Here is a 15027-nt window from a genome sequence, read left to right as displayed (position 1 = left end):
ATCCATATATAATTTTAGGTATAAATACAGAGCACGAAATACCTGTATTTTCTCCTAATTTAATAACCGCTGAATTTCCTTTCCTCTGGAGCGGTTAATTCCAAACTCATATGAGAGTCCACACGCCGTGTCTTTGTGAAGGTTATACCCAAAAAATGCTAAATGAGAATAGGAGCATGTTTATGGAAATTTTACAACAGTATATCATTCGTCCGGAGACAATGGCGTTACTTCCTTGTAGTTTCGTTGATGGAAGTCTAGGCACGTTGGTCATCGAAGAAAACGCTAAGTGCTGTGTGACACTAATGCCGAAAAGGATTGTTGAGGATTCATGCGGCTATTATGGTTCCACTTATCGCGGGAGAAAGAAAGTCGCCATGGATATGGGCTATAAGAGTATGCCGCCGATTTGTGTCTGCGGAGAATTGGGAATCATCTTTATCTCATCTATGACCGAACGATCTGATTATTGTGCTTGGCTGGCATTCATGCATGTTCACAATTGGGTCGATAGCGAAGAAAAAGGCTGTCTTTCCGTATTGCTATCGCAGGACAATGAGATTAAGCTTCCGATGAACTCCGGACCATTCAGCGGTCGTATGCTTCGCGCAATGCAGTACAGTAGGGAGCTTCATGAACGGATCGCGTCAAACAAAACCGTCACGGAATCGAAAGAAGAGAATAAACCGCAATCGATCATTCTGAAAGAGAACGGTACTTATTATGTTGATATCGATGGTGATGACCTTGTCACTGATGAGTGACAACTAGATAAGCTTTCAAATAGTTTCTCCCGATGATCAAGATTCACGGATCATCGGTTTTTTTCGTTGCATGTGTGTTGAAATTCAAAATGAAAACACAAAGAATAAGGCATACTAATTAACGCATTTACGCGGATTGTTTGGGACCAAAAGAAAATCATTTTCGATCTTCATCACTTTGACACATTGGTTGCGTTTCCATAAAATTCAAAACGATTACTTATCTGTTATACTGAATCTGTAATATAACAGAAGAGATAAAGGAGCATTATTATATGACAAAATCATTCCTCTTTCTTTCCGACTTTGACGGAACATTATCCGATAAAGATTTCTTCCATGTCATTATTGACCGCCATTTCGCCGATCAACGCGAAAAACTCTATGATGACTGGGATAAGAAAGTCATGACTGATATCGATTATTTAAGCCGTCTGTTCAGTTCAATAGATCGCGATCAAGCTCAAATCGATGAGGACATTGACGCCGTTCCTTTTGATCCTGACGCGAAACGTGTAATCGAACAAGTCAAAAATATGGGTGGAGAATTTGTAGTGATTAGCGCTGGTACAGATTACTACATTAAGCATATTTTCGAAAAACAGGGTATAACAGATGTGAAAATTTATTCCAATCCCGGAGTCTATGAGAACAGAGGTATTCAGTTGAAACCGGACCCGAACGGCACCTATTACTCGGAACTGTATGGGATTGATAAACAGAAGCTTGCGAAAGACTTAATGAAGGATTATGATACAGTATTTTTCGCGGGAGACAGCTTGCCTGACTTGAAAGCGGCAATGCTGGCAGACACTATTTTTGCCAAAGGGAAGCTTCAGCCACTGCTTGATCAAGAAAACAAGTCGTATGTCGCGATCACTAATTTTAAAGATGTAGCGAACTATCTTGCCGCACATGAGGAGGCCATCATCAATGGGAGCCGATAATCACCAGATTGTTGTTCCTTCATTACTCGATGTACGAAAAGGGAATTTAGCAGAAATCGGACGGCTGCTTGGTCGCCATCAATTTAAAAAGGTCGTTATTTTTTTCGGCATGGGTTTAACAGATATGCTTGGAGAAAAAGTGTTTGCTTCTATGAAAGAAGCGGGGATTGACATCCTAGAAACGAAAGAGGTCAGCGACATTGATATTGACAGTGTCGTCGATCACGCCTTTCAACTCCCTTTCCAGACGGAGGCGGTGATCGGCATCGGAGGCGGTAAGGCATTAGACGCAGCCAAGTATACGGCACTGCTGCGTAAATGGCCGTTTATCAGTGTGCCGACTTCAACATCGAACGATGGATTTTCCAGTTCCAATACCTCACTCACGATACACGGACGCCGCATTTCCGTACACGCAAAAATGCCATACGGAATCTTGATTGATATTGATGTTGTCAAAAACGCGCCGGAATGCTTTATCTATTCAGGTGTCGGCGACCTTGTCTCGAAGATCACGGCAGCCGAGGATTGGATCTTTGAAGAACAGAACGGACACACACGGGTAGATGACTGCGCTCTGATGCTTTCAAAAAAGGCAGTCAACAGTTTCGTCCGCACCGACTTCGGTACAATTCGCGATGATCTTTTCCTTAAAGAACTCGTAGATTCACTGACAATGGCGGGAATTTCAATGGAAATCGCGGGTAACAGCGCGCCGACCAGTGGCAGCGAGCATCTGATTTCTCATGCGCTTGATACGTTCTCATCGAAGCCGCAGCTGCACGGTATTCAAGTTGGCGTTGCCTCGTATTTGATGAGCAAGGTACAGAACCATCGCTATGAACGTATCACGAAGGTACTCCAGGATACCGGATTTTTCACATTTGCCAAGACGGTTGGCATGACGATGGCTGATTTCGATATGGCCATTGACCGAGCGCCGGAAATGAAACCGATGCGCTATACATTCCTCCATGTCGCTAACTATCGTGAATTGGCTCACCAGATCCTGCATGACGATCCGATTCTGAAGGATATTCTTGCTTAAGCATCAACGTTTACACAAGACGAAAAGTTGTCTTTGATACAACTTCCAAAATATCGGCTTTAAGAAAAATCAGAATTGACTTATCCCTTAAGCGGAGATGCACTTGTGTCTTTGCTTTTTTACGTAAAATTGAGAAAAAAAGTGGTTGAGGCAAGTTCAATCGGCAAGGTATAATAGATGAATTAAGAACGGAACGGGTCCGCAGCCTGATGAACTCGAATCGGCGGTCGTAATCCGGAAACGCAGCATTGATGAAATGAACAGTAGCGGAGAGGGGAACAGCATAATGAACACCATTTTATACAACGACTCGTTTCTGGCGAGGGAGCAAGGCAAAGTCGACATGGAAGATCGCGGTTATCAATTCGGAGACGGGATTTATGAGGCACTCCGAGTTTATAACGGAAAAATGTTTCTACTTGACCTCCATATGAAACGGCTCGAACGGAGCGCGCGTGAACTCCGGCTTTCACTTCCATATGATACGGACCACCTTGTGGAAAACTTGGACAAATTGATTCGCGATAATCAGATGGATTACGGTTATATTTATTTCCAAATTACACGTGGCGCGATCGCCAGAAAACATCGTTTCCCACTGGAAAAGATCGACTGCGTGCTTACCGGCAGTATCGAGGCGACGACGAAGGACGAAGACTTGTATCCGGACGGAATCAAAGTGAGTCTGCTTGATGATATTCGCTGGCTTCGCTGTGACATCAAGACGCTGAACCTGCTCGGCAATGTGCTGGCAAATCAGGAAGCGTTCGAGAAAGGCTCTGCGGATGCGATTCTGCACCGTGACGGTGTGGTGACCGAAGGCACTACCTGCAACGCATTCATGGTGAAGGACGGTATCTTGATTACCCATCCTGCCGATCATTTTATCCTGAACGGAATTACGCGAATCTTTGTGCTTCAGCTTGCTGAACGGCTCGGTATCCCGGTTGAGGAGCGAACCTACACAACGGATGAATTGCTGCACGCTGATGAGGTATTCCTTACCAGTACCGGTGAGCGTGTTGCCCCGGTTATTCAGATTGACGAGCAATTGATTGGCAACGGCGTGCCCGGACCGATTTCAAAGCGACTGCTCGACGCATTCAACGGTGAAGTTGAGCGATTTATTTCTGATACTCAAGCTTAATTTAATTATCTTGAAAAACGGGAAAAAGGCGGCCTGAGTTGTCTGAAATTCAGTGACCTTTTCATATAATTATCGTAAAATTAGAAAGTTGGCAACAAAGCAGCTGTTCGTTATCAGAATGAATGGCTGTTTTTTCACGCAAAGACATCATAGGTGGGGCAGGATGAGTATCAATGGCAAAACGTTCGTTTTATTTATTGGCTTTTATTATGTTTCTTTCGATGACGGGCTACGGCATCGTTTTTCCAGCTCTGCCTTATCTAGCTGCCCATCTTGGACTTAATTCGTTTCAGATGGGGTCGCTGATTACCGGATGGGCGTTTTCCCAGTTTGTAACTGTTCCGTTTTGGGGACGATTGATCGACCGAATCGGTCGCAAGCCGATACTTGTTTTCGGGCTGTTTGGTTTTGGCATCGCTTTTCTTCTGATGATCTTCGCCCAAAGCTACGCTCAATTGCTCTTGATCCGAATCATCGGGGCGATGGTTTCTACAGGAACCATGCCGGCGGTTTACGCGATGATTAGCGATGTGTATGACAAGAAGCAGCGCGGGCCGGTGATTGCGAAAATGGCAGCGGCCAATACGCTCGGCTTTCTTTGCGGTCCAGTCGTCGGAAGCGCGTTGTCACCTTTTGGAATCAACATGCCGTTTATCGTGGCATCGCTTCTCAGTTTTATCACGATTCCATTCGCAATCATCTTTCTCAAAGAATCAAAGCGAAAAGCGGCTCGAAAAGATAACCCGTCATTTGTGAAATCCATTGGCATCCTAATTCAGCCTGGCTGCTGGGAACTGTTTCTGATGACCTTTGGCATTGCTGTTGCTGCATCCGGCTTCTTCTCGATGCTCGGCTATTTTATGATTGAACGCTTTAGCACGAACGCGAGTCAGACAGGTCTTGCGTTCAGCACGGAATCCTTGGCCACCGTTATTCTGCAAGTATTTGTCATGAGCACAATCTACAGGAAGCTCGGTGAACTGCGTATCGCAAAACTCGGATCGCTCATTAATGCGGGTGGGTACGCATGCATCGCATTTTCGCAATCGGTGTGGATGATTTTTATTGGCTGCGCGCTGATCGGAATCGGCAACGCATTGGTTCAGCCAACGCTGGTTTCGCTCCTGTCCAAACAAGATACTGTCGGGCAGGGGATGGTGATGAGTCTGCAGCAGGCAATGGATAGTTTGGGACGAAGCATTGGACCACTACTCGCCGGCTGGTTGTTTTTCTACCAGGATTCTGCACCTTTTTGGGGGGCGACCGCCCTTGTTTTGATAACGCTTGCGGTATTCGTTTTCCGTGAAAAAAAGCGGACAGATCATCCTCATGTGAATGAGTACGCGGCAAGATAAGTGACCTATATAAAACGAAGACAAAATAGATTCAAAAAACATAGTTTCAGAGGGCTCTGAAGAAGGAGGAGACGGTATTAATGAAATTCGATACAAAGCGAAAGCAGCCGATTATCTACATTCGGGATGTACTGCCAAATGACTATCTTCACGAGCTCGTGAATGTGAGCCAGAAGATTGTCTATGATCCATGGCCATACGGAACGCCTGAGCCTGAGCCGCTTGGCGCACTCGCTGAATGTGATGTGATGCTGACAGCGGGGTATCGTGATGATCTGAAAATCCTACCTAAAGCGACAAACCTTAAATGGGTACAATCGACCAGTGTCGGCGTCGACATGATGCTGCGCCAAGAAGTTGTTAACCATGGGTTACAGATTACCAATACAAAAGGCTGCACCTCCGTTCCAATTGCCGAGCACGTGCTGGCGATGATTACAGGTCTTGCGAAAAAACTACCGCATTTTGTCCGCAAACAAATTGCTGGCGAGTGGGACGAAGCACCTGTCGATGACCTTGCGGGGAAGACGGTAGGCATTATCGGCTATGGCGAGATCGGTTATGAGATTGCTCGCCGGTGCAAAGCGTTCGGCATGACAGTAATTGGTTGCCGGCGAAATCCCAAGAAAAGGCATGGGGATCAGGAACCGGCAGATCAGATTGTTGGCATGGAACATATAGATGAAGTACTGGCTCAGTCGGATTTTACCATTCTGGCACTGCCTTCGACAAAGGAAACCGTACATACCTTTGACAAGAAAAGGCTGAGCATGATGAAAATGGGCAGCTATCTTGTCAATATCGGCCGCGGTAATCTGATCGTTGAATCGGATTTGGAGAAGTGCTTAAAAGACGGCCGGATCACCGGCGCGGCACTTGACGTGTTTGAGGCAGAGCCGCTGCCGACTGCTCATCCATTCTGGACGATGGATCGTGTGATTGTGACGCCTCATCGTGCCTACTATTCGGCGCATACGTCTCGGCGCTACATGGATCTCTTTATTGAGAATCTTCACCGTTACGTGGAGGGACGCCCCCTACTTAATTTGGTGAATAAAGAACTCGGCTATTAGACGGTATTTTTCAAAAAATAAGAAGATATATGATTTTTGACGAAGCAAAAGTGTAAACCAGACACGAAAGCGCGAGACGCCTGCGGCAAGCGAGTAACTGGGGTGTCAGCACAAGGCTGATGCTTAATGCCGCATTTGGAGTGATGGTAAAGGACCGGGCGCTTTTTGCCCAGTTTTTAATTAGCATCCTGTTGTTTGTCAAACGGCAAAATATAACGTATAATGCAAAGGCTGTCACAGATGAAGCTTAATGAACTGGGTAGAAAATAATTAGTTTATATAATGAAAAATGAGGGTTGAACCATGACTGCGCGTAATCACAAAACGATTTTCTCGGTAAATGAAAAGTTGAATGCTTTAGCAGCGACATTTGTTTTGCCACGAAATCGGATGAAAGGTCAGAGAAAAGCGTAGCTGTGCCTCAGGACTTTAGAATGGAAAGAGTCTGTTGCTCGGTGTACGACTGCCGAGTGCGGACTCTTTTTTAGTTTGGCGAGAAGGTGGTAGTTTTAATGAAGTGGCGTGACTGGGATATAAATTTAAAAGTTCGGCTTATTGGTGAAGGATTATTCAATGTTCTTTTTTGGATGTATTTTCCGTTTATGGCAATCTATTTTTCGGAACATTTCGGTCAGGAAATGGCCGGAATGCTGCTGGTTCTTTCACAAGTTCTAGGTGTTGTGATCGGACTTTTCGGCGGCTATTGCGCCGATCATTTTGGTCGGAAACGAATGATGGTTTTTTCTGCAATTGGCCAGACGGTATGTTTCGCATTTTTTGCCTTCGCAAATTCACCTTGGCTTGTCTCGCCATGGCTGACGTTTATCAGCTTTTCTTGGCTTGGCTTGTTCGGTCAACTGTACTGGCCGGCGAGCAGCGCAATGATCGCCGATGTCGTTCCTGAGCAGCATCGGGCAAGCGTGTTCGCAGTATTTTATACGTCAATTAACGTAACGGTTGTTATTGGACCGCTACTAGGCGCAATCTTCTTTTTCAATGAGCGTTTTTTATTTTTGGTGATCTGCACCGCTGTGAGTGCCGGCTTGATTTGGGCACTGCAGCACTGGATTCATGAGACAGCGCCGCAAGCAGTGCGGGAGACTCATCAAGAGGAAAAGCCCAACTGGATGAACCATTTGATTGATCAGTTGAGTGATTATCGAGTCATTTTCACGGATCACATTTTTCTGCTTTACATATTGGCCGGTGTGCTGGTCGCTCAGACATTTATGCAGCTTGATATGCTGATCGCGGTGTACACGACGAATAAGGTGCCGCTTCAGACGCTGTTATCGTTTGGCAATTGGCAGGTGGAAATCACCGGAAGAAACTTGTTCAGTGTTATGGTGTCGATGAACGGGCTTTGCGTGGCGCTTCTGACGGTTATCGTGACCAAATGGATGACGAAATTTCGTGAGGGCAATGTGTTTATGGGGTCTTCTTTTTGCTATGGAATTGCCATGATTCTGATGGGATCGACGCGGAACATCTGGCTTTTGCTTTTTGGCATTGTGCTCTTTTCTTGGGCGGAGCTGATGACCGTTGGCGTTCAAGACAGCTTCATCGCCAAGCTGGCCCCGAAACATTTGCGCGCTCAGTATTTTGCGGCGTCAGGCTTGCGCTTTTCACTTGGACGTACCATTGCTCCGATCGCCATACCGATGACCGTATGGTTCGGCTATTCGTGGACTTTTGTGATCCTCGGAACAATTGCTTTTCTCGGTATGATTAGTTACGGTGTGATGTTCTCGATGTATGATCGGAGAAAGCTGACAGTATCCGGTCAATCAAACAGTCTTTAATAAAAGGATGCGAGCTCAAAAATAGCTTCGCATCCTTTTTGCTGCTTCATTATCGCTTGTTTCGATAAAGATACATGGTGGCTGGTGAAAATATGAGAATCAGTACTGCCGAGGCAATGAGTACCCAGATGATTTCGGCAACTGCAGCGCGACCGCCCATTAAACCGCGGATGGCGGTGGTTAGCATCGATACCGGATTGGCGTTGACCGCCGCGCGCAGCCAGCCGGGCATCGTCGCCGGATCAACAAAAATATTGCTGGCAAACGTGACCGGAAATAGAAATGTCATGCTGATGCCCATCACCGCTTTCGATGTTTGTAGGATGAGCCCGATTACTGTGAAAATCCAAGAGAGGCTGAACGCAAAGATCAGCACAAGAACGATACTTGCGACAATCTCAAGAATACTTCCCGTCGGCCGGAATCCAAGAATCAGCCCCAAGACGATGACAATAATTGAAGCAATGGTGTAACGTACTGCATCTGCGATCAGTGCGCCGACCAAGGGCGACGGGCTCCAAATAGGGAGTGATCGAAAACGGTCGAATGTTCCTTTGGAGACATCATCATTCAGAGAAACACCGGTATATACCGTGGTAAAGATGACCGTCTGTACCAGAATGCCGGGTATTAAGAACTGCAAGTACTCGCTTGTTGATCCGGCGAGCGCGCCACCGAATAAATAGGTAAACATTAGCGTAAACATTACTGGGAAAAAAGTGACGTCGAGCAGCTGCTCCGGTACGTATTTTATTTTCAACAGTGCGCGCCAAGCGAAGGTGAGCGATGTCGCTATTCCGTTTGGACGCGGCGGACGTACTTGCTCAACCAGTGCGGCACGCATTTTAGCCATATTCTGCTCTTCACTCATGACTTCGCACCTTCTTTCTGCGTTTCATTTTCTGCCGGTTTACCGGTTAACGTTAGGAACACTTCATCAAGGCTCGGCTGACCGAGCGAGAACTCACTGACGTCAATTTGATTTGCGTCGAGCGCGGCGAGTGCTTTTGATGCGGCCTTTGTTCCTGTTAGCTGCGCAGAAAGTGTGGCAGAGTCTGAGGATAGACGCACCTTCGTTTTGAGCGCATCTGAGAGAAGCTGCTGCGCCTGGGCACGCGTCGATGGATCAAGAAGTCGAACGTGAAGCACGCCGGATCCGACGGAAGCTTTGAGTTCACCGCTCGTTCCTTCTGCGATAATTTTCCCATGATCGATGACAGCGATCCGGTCAGCAAGTTGATCGGCTTCATCCAGATACTGCGTGGTCAGCAGCACGGTTGTACCGGTCGTGACGAGTGCGCGCACAATATCCCAAATTTGATTGCGGCTGCGCGGATCAAGCCCAGTTGTCGGTTCGTCCAAGAAAAGCAGATCGGGCCGTACAATCATGCTGGCCGCAATATCCAGACGTCGTCTCATACCGCCTGAATATTTTTTTACTTGTCGTTTTGCGGCGTCTTGTAACCCGAATGCGTCCAGAAGTTCAGCAGCCCTTTTTTTCGCGGATCGTGAAGGGTAACCCATCAGTCGCGCGATCAGAATCAAATTTTCGATTCCGTTTAAGTCTTCATCAACCGAAGCGAACTGTCCGGTGAGACTGACACATGTACGCACGGCATCCGGTTCTTTTAACAGATCGTGGCCCATAATTTGGGCACTGCCCTCGTCAGGCTTCAGTAAGGTGGCCAGCATTTTCATCGTTGTCGTTTTTCCGGCGCCGTTTGGACCGAGAAAACCATAGACCGTGCCTTGCGGAATGGCTAAATCAATGCCGTCTACCGCGCGGTGTTTTCCAAAACGTTTGACTAAACCGGTCGCTTTAATGGCGAGCGGCTGATTGTGAGCGTCCAAATCGTTGTTCATTTTTTCCTCCGATTGTATGGGATTAATGCGTAAAAACTTCTACACCCTGTTATCACTAAGTTCATAAAAAACGTAATATGTGTCAATTGTATGAAACTTTTTGGATAAAAGCGAATATGAGCTCTTGAGGAAACAGACTATACATTCTTTTGTGATTGAAAATTATTGGGAAGTGTAAAATCAGCTAGCGATATCTGATACACGTGTGCATAATTATATGAGAAGTAAGTGTATTCACATTGTCAACCGATTGACAAATCCCACAATAGTAAGCACATATTTATTGAAACGAAATGGAGTGAGATTATGGCTTTTGATCATCACAGGATGAACGGAGAGATTGATAGAGAAGCGCGAAGAAAGGGGAGATGGCGGTTCGGCTATCACATTATGGCACCATCCGGATGGATAAACGATCCCAATGGACTTGTACAATACAAAGGGATGTACCATGTTTTTTTTCAGCATTACCCAAATGGTGTTGAATGGGGGCCGATGCATTGGGGACATGTCGCGAGTCGTGATCTCGTGAATTGGAAACATTATCCCATCGCGCTAACTCCTGGCGACGCATGTGATCGCGACGGTTGTTTCTCTGGGAGCGCTATTGAAAAAGAAGGTGAGGTGTGCTTAATCTATACCGGGCATCGCTATGCTGACGCTGCAAAAAAGAGTTCCGACCAAGTTCAATGTCTTGCTGCGAGCAGGGATGGGATCAATTTTGAAAAGTCTCCGGATAATCCAATAATTGGCACACATCCAAAAGAAGGATCTGGTGATTTTCGCGATCCAAAGGTGTGGCGGAGAGGCGATCATTTCTATTTAATTGCCGGGACATGCAAGGATCATATTGGAAAAGTAGTCCTGTATCGTTCGAGCAATCTGAAAAATTGGACCTATCTCGGTGTCCTCGCACAAAGTGACGGGAAATTGGGTTATATGTGGGAATGCCCGGATTTCTTTGCGCTTGGTGGTAAGCATATACTCATGATTTCACCACAAGGCATTGAACCCGATGGTGATCTATATCAAAATTTGCATCAAACCGGCTACTTTGTTGGGAACTTTGATTATGAGCATATGCAATTCGACTACGGAGATTTTACCGAATTGGATAACGGGCACGACTTTTACGCGGCACAGTCCTTTCAAGATAACTCCGGCAGACGAATTGTGATTGGCTGGATGGACATGTGGGACTCACCTATGCCCGAACAAGCTGAGGGATGGGCAGGCGCACTGACCTTGCCGCGCGAACTGCATCTTAGTGAGAATGGTAAAATTCGTATGACCCCGGTGCCTGAATTGACGCAGCTCCGCAAAAGAGAGCTTGTCCATGAGAGCGAACTGTTGATTTCAGAAAACCGTTCATTCCATCGACTAAACGAAGAACTTATGGAGCTTGAGATGCTATTTGATCTCAAGAAATCGGACGCTAATCAGTTTGGCATTAAGTTGCGCTGCGGAGAGACAGAGGAGACGGTGATTCAGTATGAAACCGCGAGTCGCGTCCTGACACTGGACCGATCAAAAGGTGGTGCCGGACCAGGCGGCACGCGGCGTACCAAACTCCCTGAGCATGATACTCTCAAATTCAGAATCTATTTGGATCGTTCCTCAGTGGAAATATTTGTGAATGATGGCGAGAAAGTCATGACCAGCAGAATCTATCCGAGAGAACAAAATCATGGCGTGCAGTTATTTGCTCGCGGTGGCGGCGCACAGGTGCAAAATCTGAGGTCTTGGTCGCTCAAAGACATTTGGAATGAAAAATAAAGATTAATAGATACTGTGCGTTTTATCCATCAAAATCAGCCATGTTTGTTCATTTTAGATCATGACAAGTTGTCTGTTTTCTATTATTCTGATAATAATGGATTTTTTTTGTTTTGAGGAGGCTTGATTATGGACATACACGAAACATTCGGTGCTTTTACACGAGATGGGATGAACGTGCTGCCTACAGGCAACGGGCGGCTCAATGAGTTGGTGTTCGCGGCCAAGGATATTTTTGCTGTTAAAGGGCATGTGAACAGCGCGGGCAATCCGCTTTGGAAAACAACACATTCGGCAGCAGAGGCGCATGCACCGGTTATTCATCGGCTGTTGGATCAAGGAGCAAGTTTGCGCGGCATGACGGTAACGGATGAACTAATGTACAGTCTCAAGGGAGACAATATCCATTATCCGCCGACGATTAATCCGCGTGTACCTGATGCCTTCTCAGGTGGATCGTCAAGCGGCTCAACGGTTGCCGTATCATCCGGAGCGGTCGACTTTGCAATTGGTACCGATACAGGCGGTTCAGTCCGCATACCGTCCGCATATTGCGGCTTGTTTGGCATTCGTCCGTCGCATGGTCTCGTATCCTTGGAAGGTGTTGTTCCACTTGCGCCAAGCTTTGACACAGTTGGCTGGATGGCTCGGGATGCAGATGTTCTCGAACGGGTGGGCAAATGTCTGCTTCCTGAATCAGAATCCACGGCACCCTTTCAGCGCTTCTACCTTTTAAGCGAAGCTTGGGATCAAGTTGATTCCGAGTCTGCTCAAGGAGCATTGCATGCGTTTATCAAGGAACACTTTTTGTCTGGGCAATTAGAAACCGCTTCTCTTCCAGAAGCAACGCCCGCTGAGCTTGCGGAAACCTTTCGGATCTTACAAGGTTATGAAGCTTGGCAGTCGCATGGAGAGTGGATTGAACAGTATCATCCACACTTTGCGAAAGATGTTGGCGGACGCTTTATAGCAGCTTCAAAAATGAAAAAGGACGCAGCTTATCATCACGCCTCACAATTAAAACAACAGTTTACTGAAAAAATCCGTGCGTTTCTCGGCACGGATGGTGTACTGATCATTCCAACTACATACGGACCGGCACCGAAGCGCGATGCTAGTTTTGAAGAGAGCGAAAAAGTACGTGCCCGAACGATGAAACTAACCTGTATTGCTGGCGTGTCTGGGTTGCCGCAAGTGACCATTCCACTCAATGACCATGGCCGTCCAATTGGTTTGTCCCTTGTTTCAGGTTATGCAACGGACAGAAAGCTGCTCCAATATATCAAAAACTATTTCTAACATTATTGATACTAAATAATTATAAAGCCTTATGAGTATGCAGTGAATGAATGATCTGCTGGCTCATGGGCTTTTTTAATGTCACCGATCGTTAAAATATTTAACACTATATGTATGTTTAAGTTACACAATATTATATTCATATTTTGTATGTTATGTATAATGACATGCCCATACTATTAGAATTATTATTAATTTATGATTTGTTAGATAATTAGCAAGGAATATGAGTGATGAAAATTGAAAAGGAAAATTAAACCAAAGGAGGTAAAAAAGTGCCGTTCGTTAATGTGAATCATCTTTTTAAATCATATGGTGACTCCGGAAGCTACGTTCTAAATGATGTGAGCTTTCAGATCAATGAAAACGAATTTGTTTGTGTGCTCGGTCACAGCGGTTGTGGCAAATCGACCTTGTTAAACTTGCTGGCGGGATTTATTAAACCGGATAAGGGTGAAATAAGCGTCAACGGACAGCTTGTTTCAAAACCTTCGGCACAAAGAGGCGTTGTGTTTCAAGATCATGGTCTGTTTCCGTGGTATAACATCTTAGATAATGTCGCATTTGGCCCTAAAGCGTTAAAAAATAAGGATGCCTATCGTATCGCAAAACGCTTGATTAGAATGGTAGGTCTTGAAGGCTATGAAAAAACGTATCCTTCCAGCCTATCCGGCGGCATGGCTCAGAGAGTCGGTATTGCAAGAGCGCTCGCTACGAATCCGCAGCTGCTTTTGATGGATGAGCCCCTTGGCGCACTTGATGCGATGACTCGAGAAAAGATGAGAATTGAAATACTGCGAATTTGGAAAGAGACGAAAAAAACAGTCATATTTATTACCCATAGCATTGCTGAGGCTGTCTACTTGGCAGATCGAGTCATTGTATTAAAAGAAGGCAGTATTTGTATGGATGAAAAAATTGAAATGGAGCGTCCGCGCTCCGTTCATGCATCTCAGTTCATTGACTATACAAAGAAATTCGAAAAAGTATTGTTTGAACAAAATGAACTTGTCATGGATTGATATGCTGATTATCGTGTGAATCATAAGAACTACTAGGGGTGACACAATGATTGATGAACTGACGCAAAGCCCAATCCAAGCTGTCGTCAATAAACCAATGCCGTCTGGTAAACGTGCAAGTCGAAAGAATCATTCAAAATATGTTCAGGCGCTTTCATTAATCGTATTCTTTTTGCTCTGGCAATTTTTCAGTGCTATGAATGCATATTTTATTTGGTTCAATCCTCAATTTTTTCCGTCGCCAATGATTGTTCTACATACAACATGGGGCTATCTGCTCGACGGGATGCTGATTCAAGCGATCGGAGCCAGCGTCACTCGAGTGTTGGCCGGATTTGCGCTTGGCTCGCTCTTCGGTGTTCTTCTTGGCATTGTGATGAGTCAATCAAGATTATCAAACGATTTGATTAGTCCTGTGCTCAACATGCTGGGTCCTATTCCCGTGTTCGCTTTTCTTCCAATCTTTATGATTTGGTTTGGAATTAGTGAACTGTCGAAGGTTATGTTGATTGCCTATGCGACTTTTTTACCCGTATCAACTTATACGATGGATGGTATCAAAAATGTCAATCCTACATGGATCCGAAGCGCAATGACGTTAGGAGCAACACGTTATCAAATCTTTACCCGCGTTATTTTAAGGGCAGCACTTCCCAATGTTTTTGTCGGAATGCGAATCAGTCTTGCTCTTGCTTTTGGTGCGTTAATTGTTGCTGAGATGATGGGATCAAGTGAAGGACTTGGTTTTATTATTGTGAATGCAAGAAACTGGTTTAAGTTAGATGACATGTTTATGTCGTGTATGCTGATCGGCTTGCTCTATACGCTCTTTAATTATATGTTGCTCTTTTTGGAATCTGTTCTATTTCGGTGGAGAAAGGATGGAATTCAAAGCGCGGTTGAACGTTAAAATAAAAACATGAAAAGAGGA

General features: G+C 45.6%; 13 protein-coding genes. 11 read left to right on the top strand and 2 right to left on the bottom strand.

Going from position 1 to position 15027, the window contains the following annotated elements:
• The first annotated feature begins 182 nt into the window (after positions 1-182).
• The 7 genes from BM003_RS06495 (at position 183) to BM003_RS06465 (ending at position 8136) form a co-directional block, all read left to right on the top strand.
• Positions 183-764: a competence protein ComK gene (locus BM003_RS06495; protein WP_177184674.1), complete on the top strand. Its 582-nt coding sequence runs from the start codon at positions 183-185 to the stop codon at positions 762-764.
• A gap of 275 nt (positions 765-1039) precedes the next feature.
• Entirely contained in the window at positions 1040-1711 is a 672-nt protein-coding gene (locus BM003_RS06490; RefSeq protein ID WP_093671301.1) for an MtnX-like HAD-IB family phosphatase, read from the top strand.
• Positions 1698-2759 (top strand): iron-containing alcohol dehydrogenase family protein, encoded by a 1062-nt coding sequence (locus BM003_RS06485; RefSeq protein WP_093671299.1) that lies wholly within the window; start codon positions 1698-1700, stop codon positions 2757-2759. Before BM003_RS06490 ends, BM003_RS06485 begins: the two co-directional genes overlap by 14 nt.
• Positions 2760-3045: 286 nt before the next feature.
• A complete protein-coding gene (gene dat, locus BM003_RS06480) occupies positions 3046-3906 on the top strand; it encodes a D-amino-acid transaminase (RefSeq protein WP_177184673.1) in 861 nt (286 codons plus the stop codon).
• Positions 3907-4079: 173 nt separating this feature from the next.
• Positions 4080-5261, top strand: coding sequence for an MFS transporter (locus tag BM003_RS06475; RefSeq protein ID WP_093671297.1), 1182 nt, complete (start codon positions 4080-4082; stop codon positions 5259-5261).
• 80 nt (positions 5262-5341) lie between these two features.
• Positions 5342-6334, top strand: coding sequence for a D-2-hydroxyacid dehydrogenase (locus BM003_RS06470; protein ID WP_093671295.1), 993 nt, complete (start codon positions 5342-5344; stop codon positions 6332-6334).
• 512 nt (positions 6335-6846) lie between these two features.
• A complete protein-coding gene (locus BM003_RS06465; RefSeq protein WP_093671293.1) occupies positions 6847-8136 on the top strand; it encodes an MDR family MFS transporter in 1290 nt (429 codons plus the stop codon).
• Between the two features lie 49 nt (positions 8137-8185).
• Here the strand turns inward: BM003_RS06465 and BM003_RS06460 are convergent, their stop codons facing one another.
• Both BM003_RS06460 and BM003_RS06455 read right to left on the bottom strand, forming a co-directional pair.
• Positions 8186-9007 (bottom strand): ABC transporter permease, encoded by an 822-nt coding sequence (locus BM003_RS06460; protein ID WP_093671291.1) that lies wholly within the window; start codon positions 9005-9007, stop codon positions 8186-8188.
• A complete protein-coding gene (locus tag BM003_RS06455; RefSeq protein WP_093671289.1) occupies positions 9004-9999 on the bottom strand; it encodes an ATP-binding cassette domain-containing protein in 996 nt (331 codons plus the stop codon). Before BM003_RS06455 ends, BM003_RS06460 begins: the two co-directional genes overlap by 4 nt.
• A 306-nt stretch (positions 10000-10305) precedes the next feature.
• Between BM003_RS06455 and BM003_RS06450 the strand changes: the two genes are divergently transcribed.
• The 4 genes from BM003_RS06450 (at position 10306) to BM003_RS06435 (ending at position 15006) form a co-directional block, all read left to right on the top strand.
• Positions 10306-11775 (top strand): glycoside hydrolase family 32 protein, encoded by a 1470-nt coding sequence (locus tag BM003_RS06450; protein WP_245734110.1) that lies wholly within the window; start codon positions 10306-10308, stop codon positions 11773-11775.
• Between the two features lie 129 nt (positions 11776-11904).
• Positions 11905-13074: an amidase gene (locus BM003_RS06445; protein ID WP_093671287.1), complete on the top strand. Its 1170-nt coding sequence runs from the start codon at positions 11905-11907 to the stop codon at positions 13072-13074.
• Between the two features lie 275 nt (positions 13075-13349).
• The gene (locus BM003_RS06440) at positions 13350-14096 is read left to right on the top strand and encodes an ABC transporter ATP-binding protein (protein ID WP_245734109.1); all 747 of its coding nucleotides are present in this window, start codon (positions 13350-13352) and stop codon (positions 14094-14096) included.
• 46 nt (positions 14097-14142) lie between these two features.
• Positions 14143-15006, top strand: coding sequence for an ABC transporter permease (locus BM003_RS06435; protein WP_093671285.1), 864 nt, complete (start codon positions 14143-14145; stop codon positions 15004-15006).
• The last annotated feature ends 21 nt before the right edge of the window (positions 15007-15027 follow it).

The sequence above is a fragment of the Sporolactobacillus nakayamae genome (assembly GCF_900113325.1).
Taxonomy (GTDB): domain Bacteria; phylum Bacillota; class Bacilli; order Bacillales; family Sporolactobacillaceae; genus Sporolactobacillus; species Sporolactobacillus nakayamae.
The sequence above is the reverse complement of the archived record's forward strand: the minus strand, read 5'-3'. Positions and strand labels throughout refer to the sequence as shown.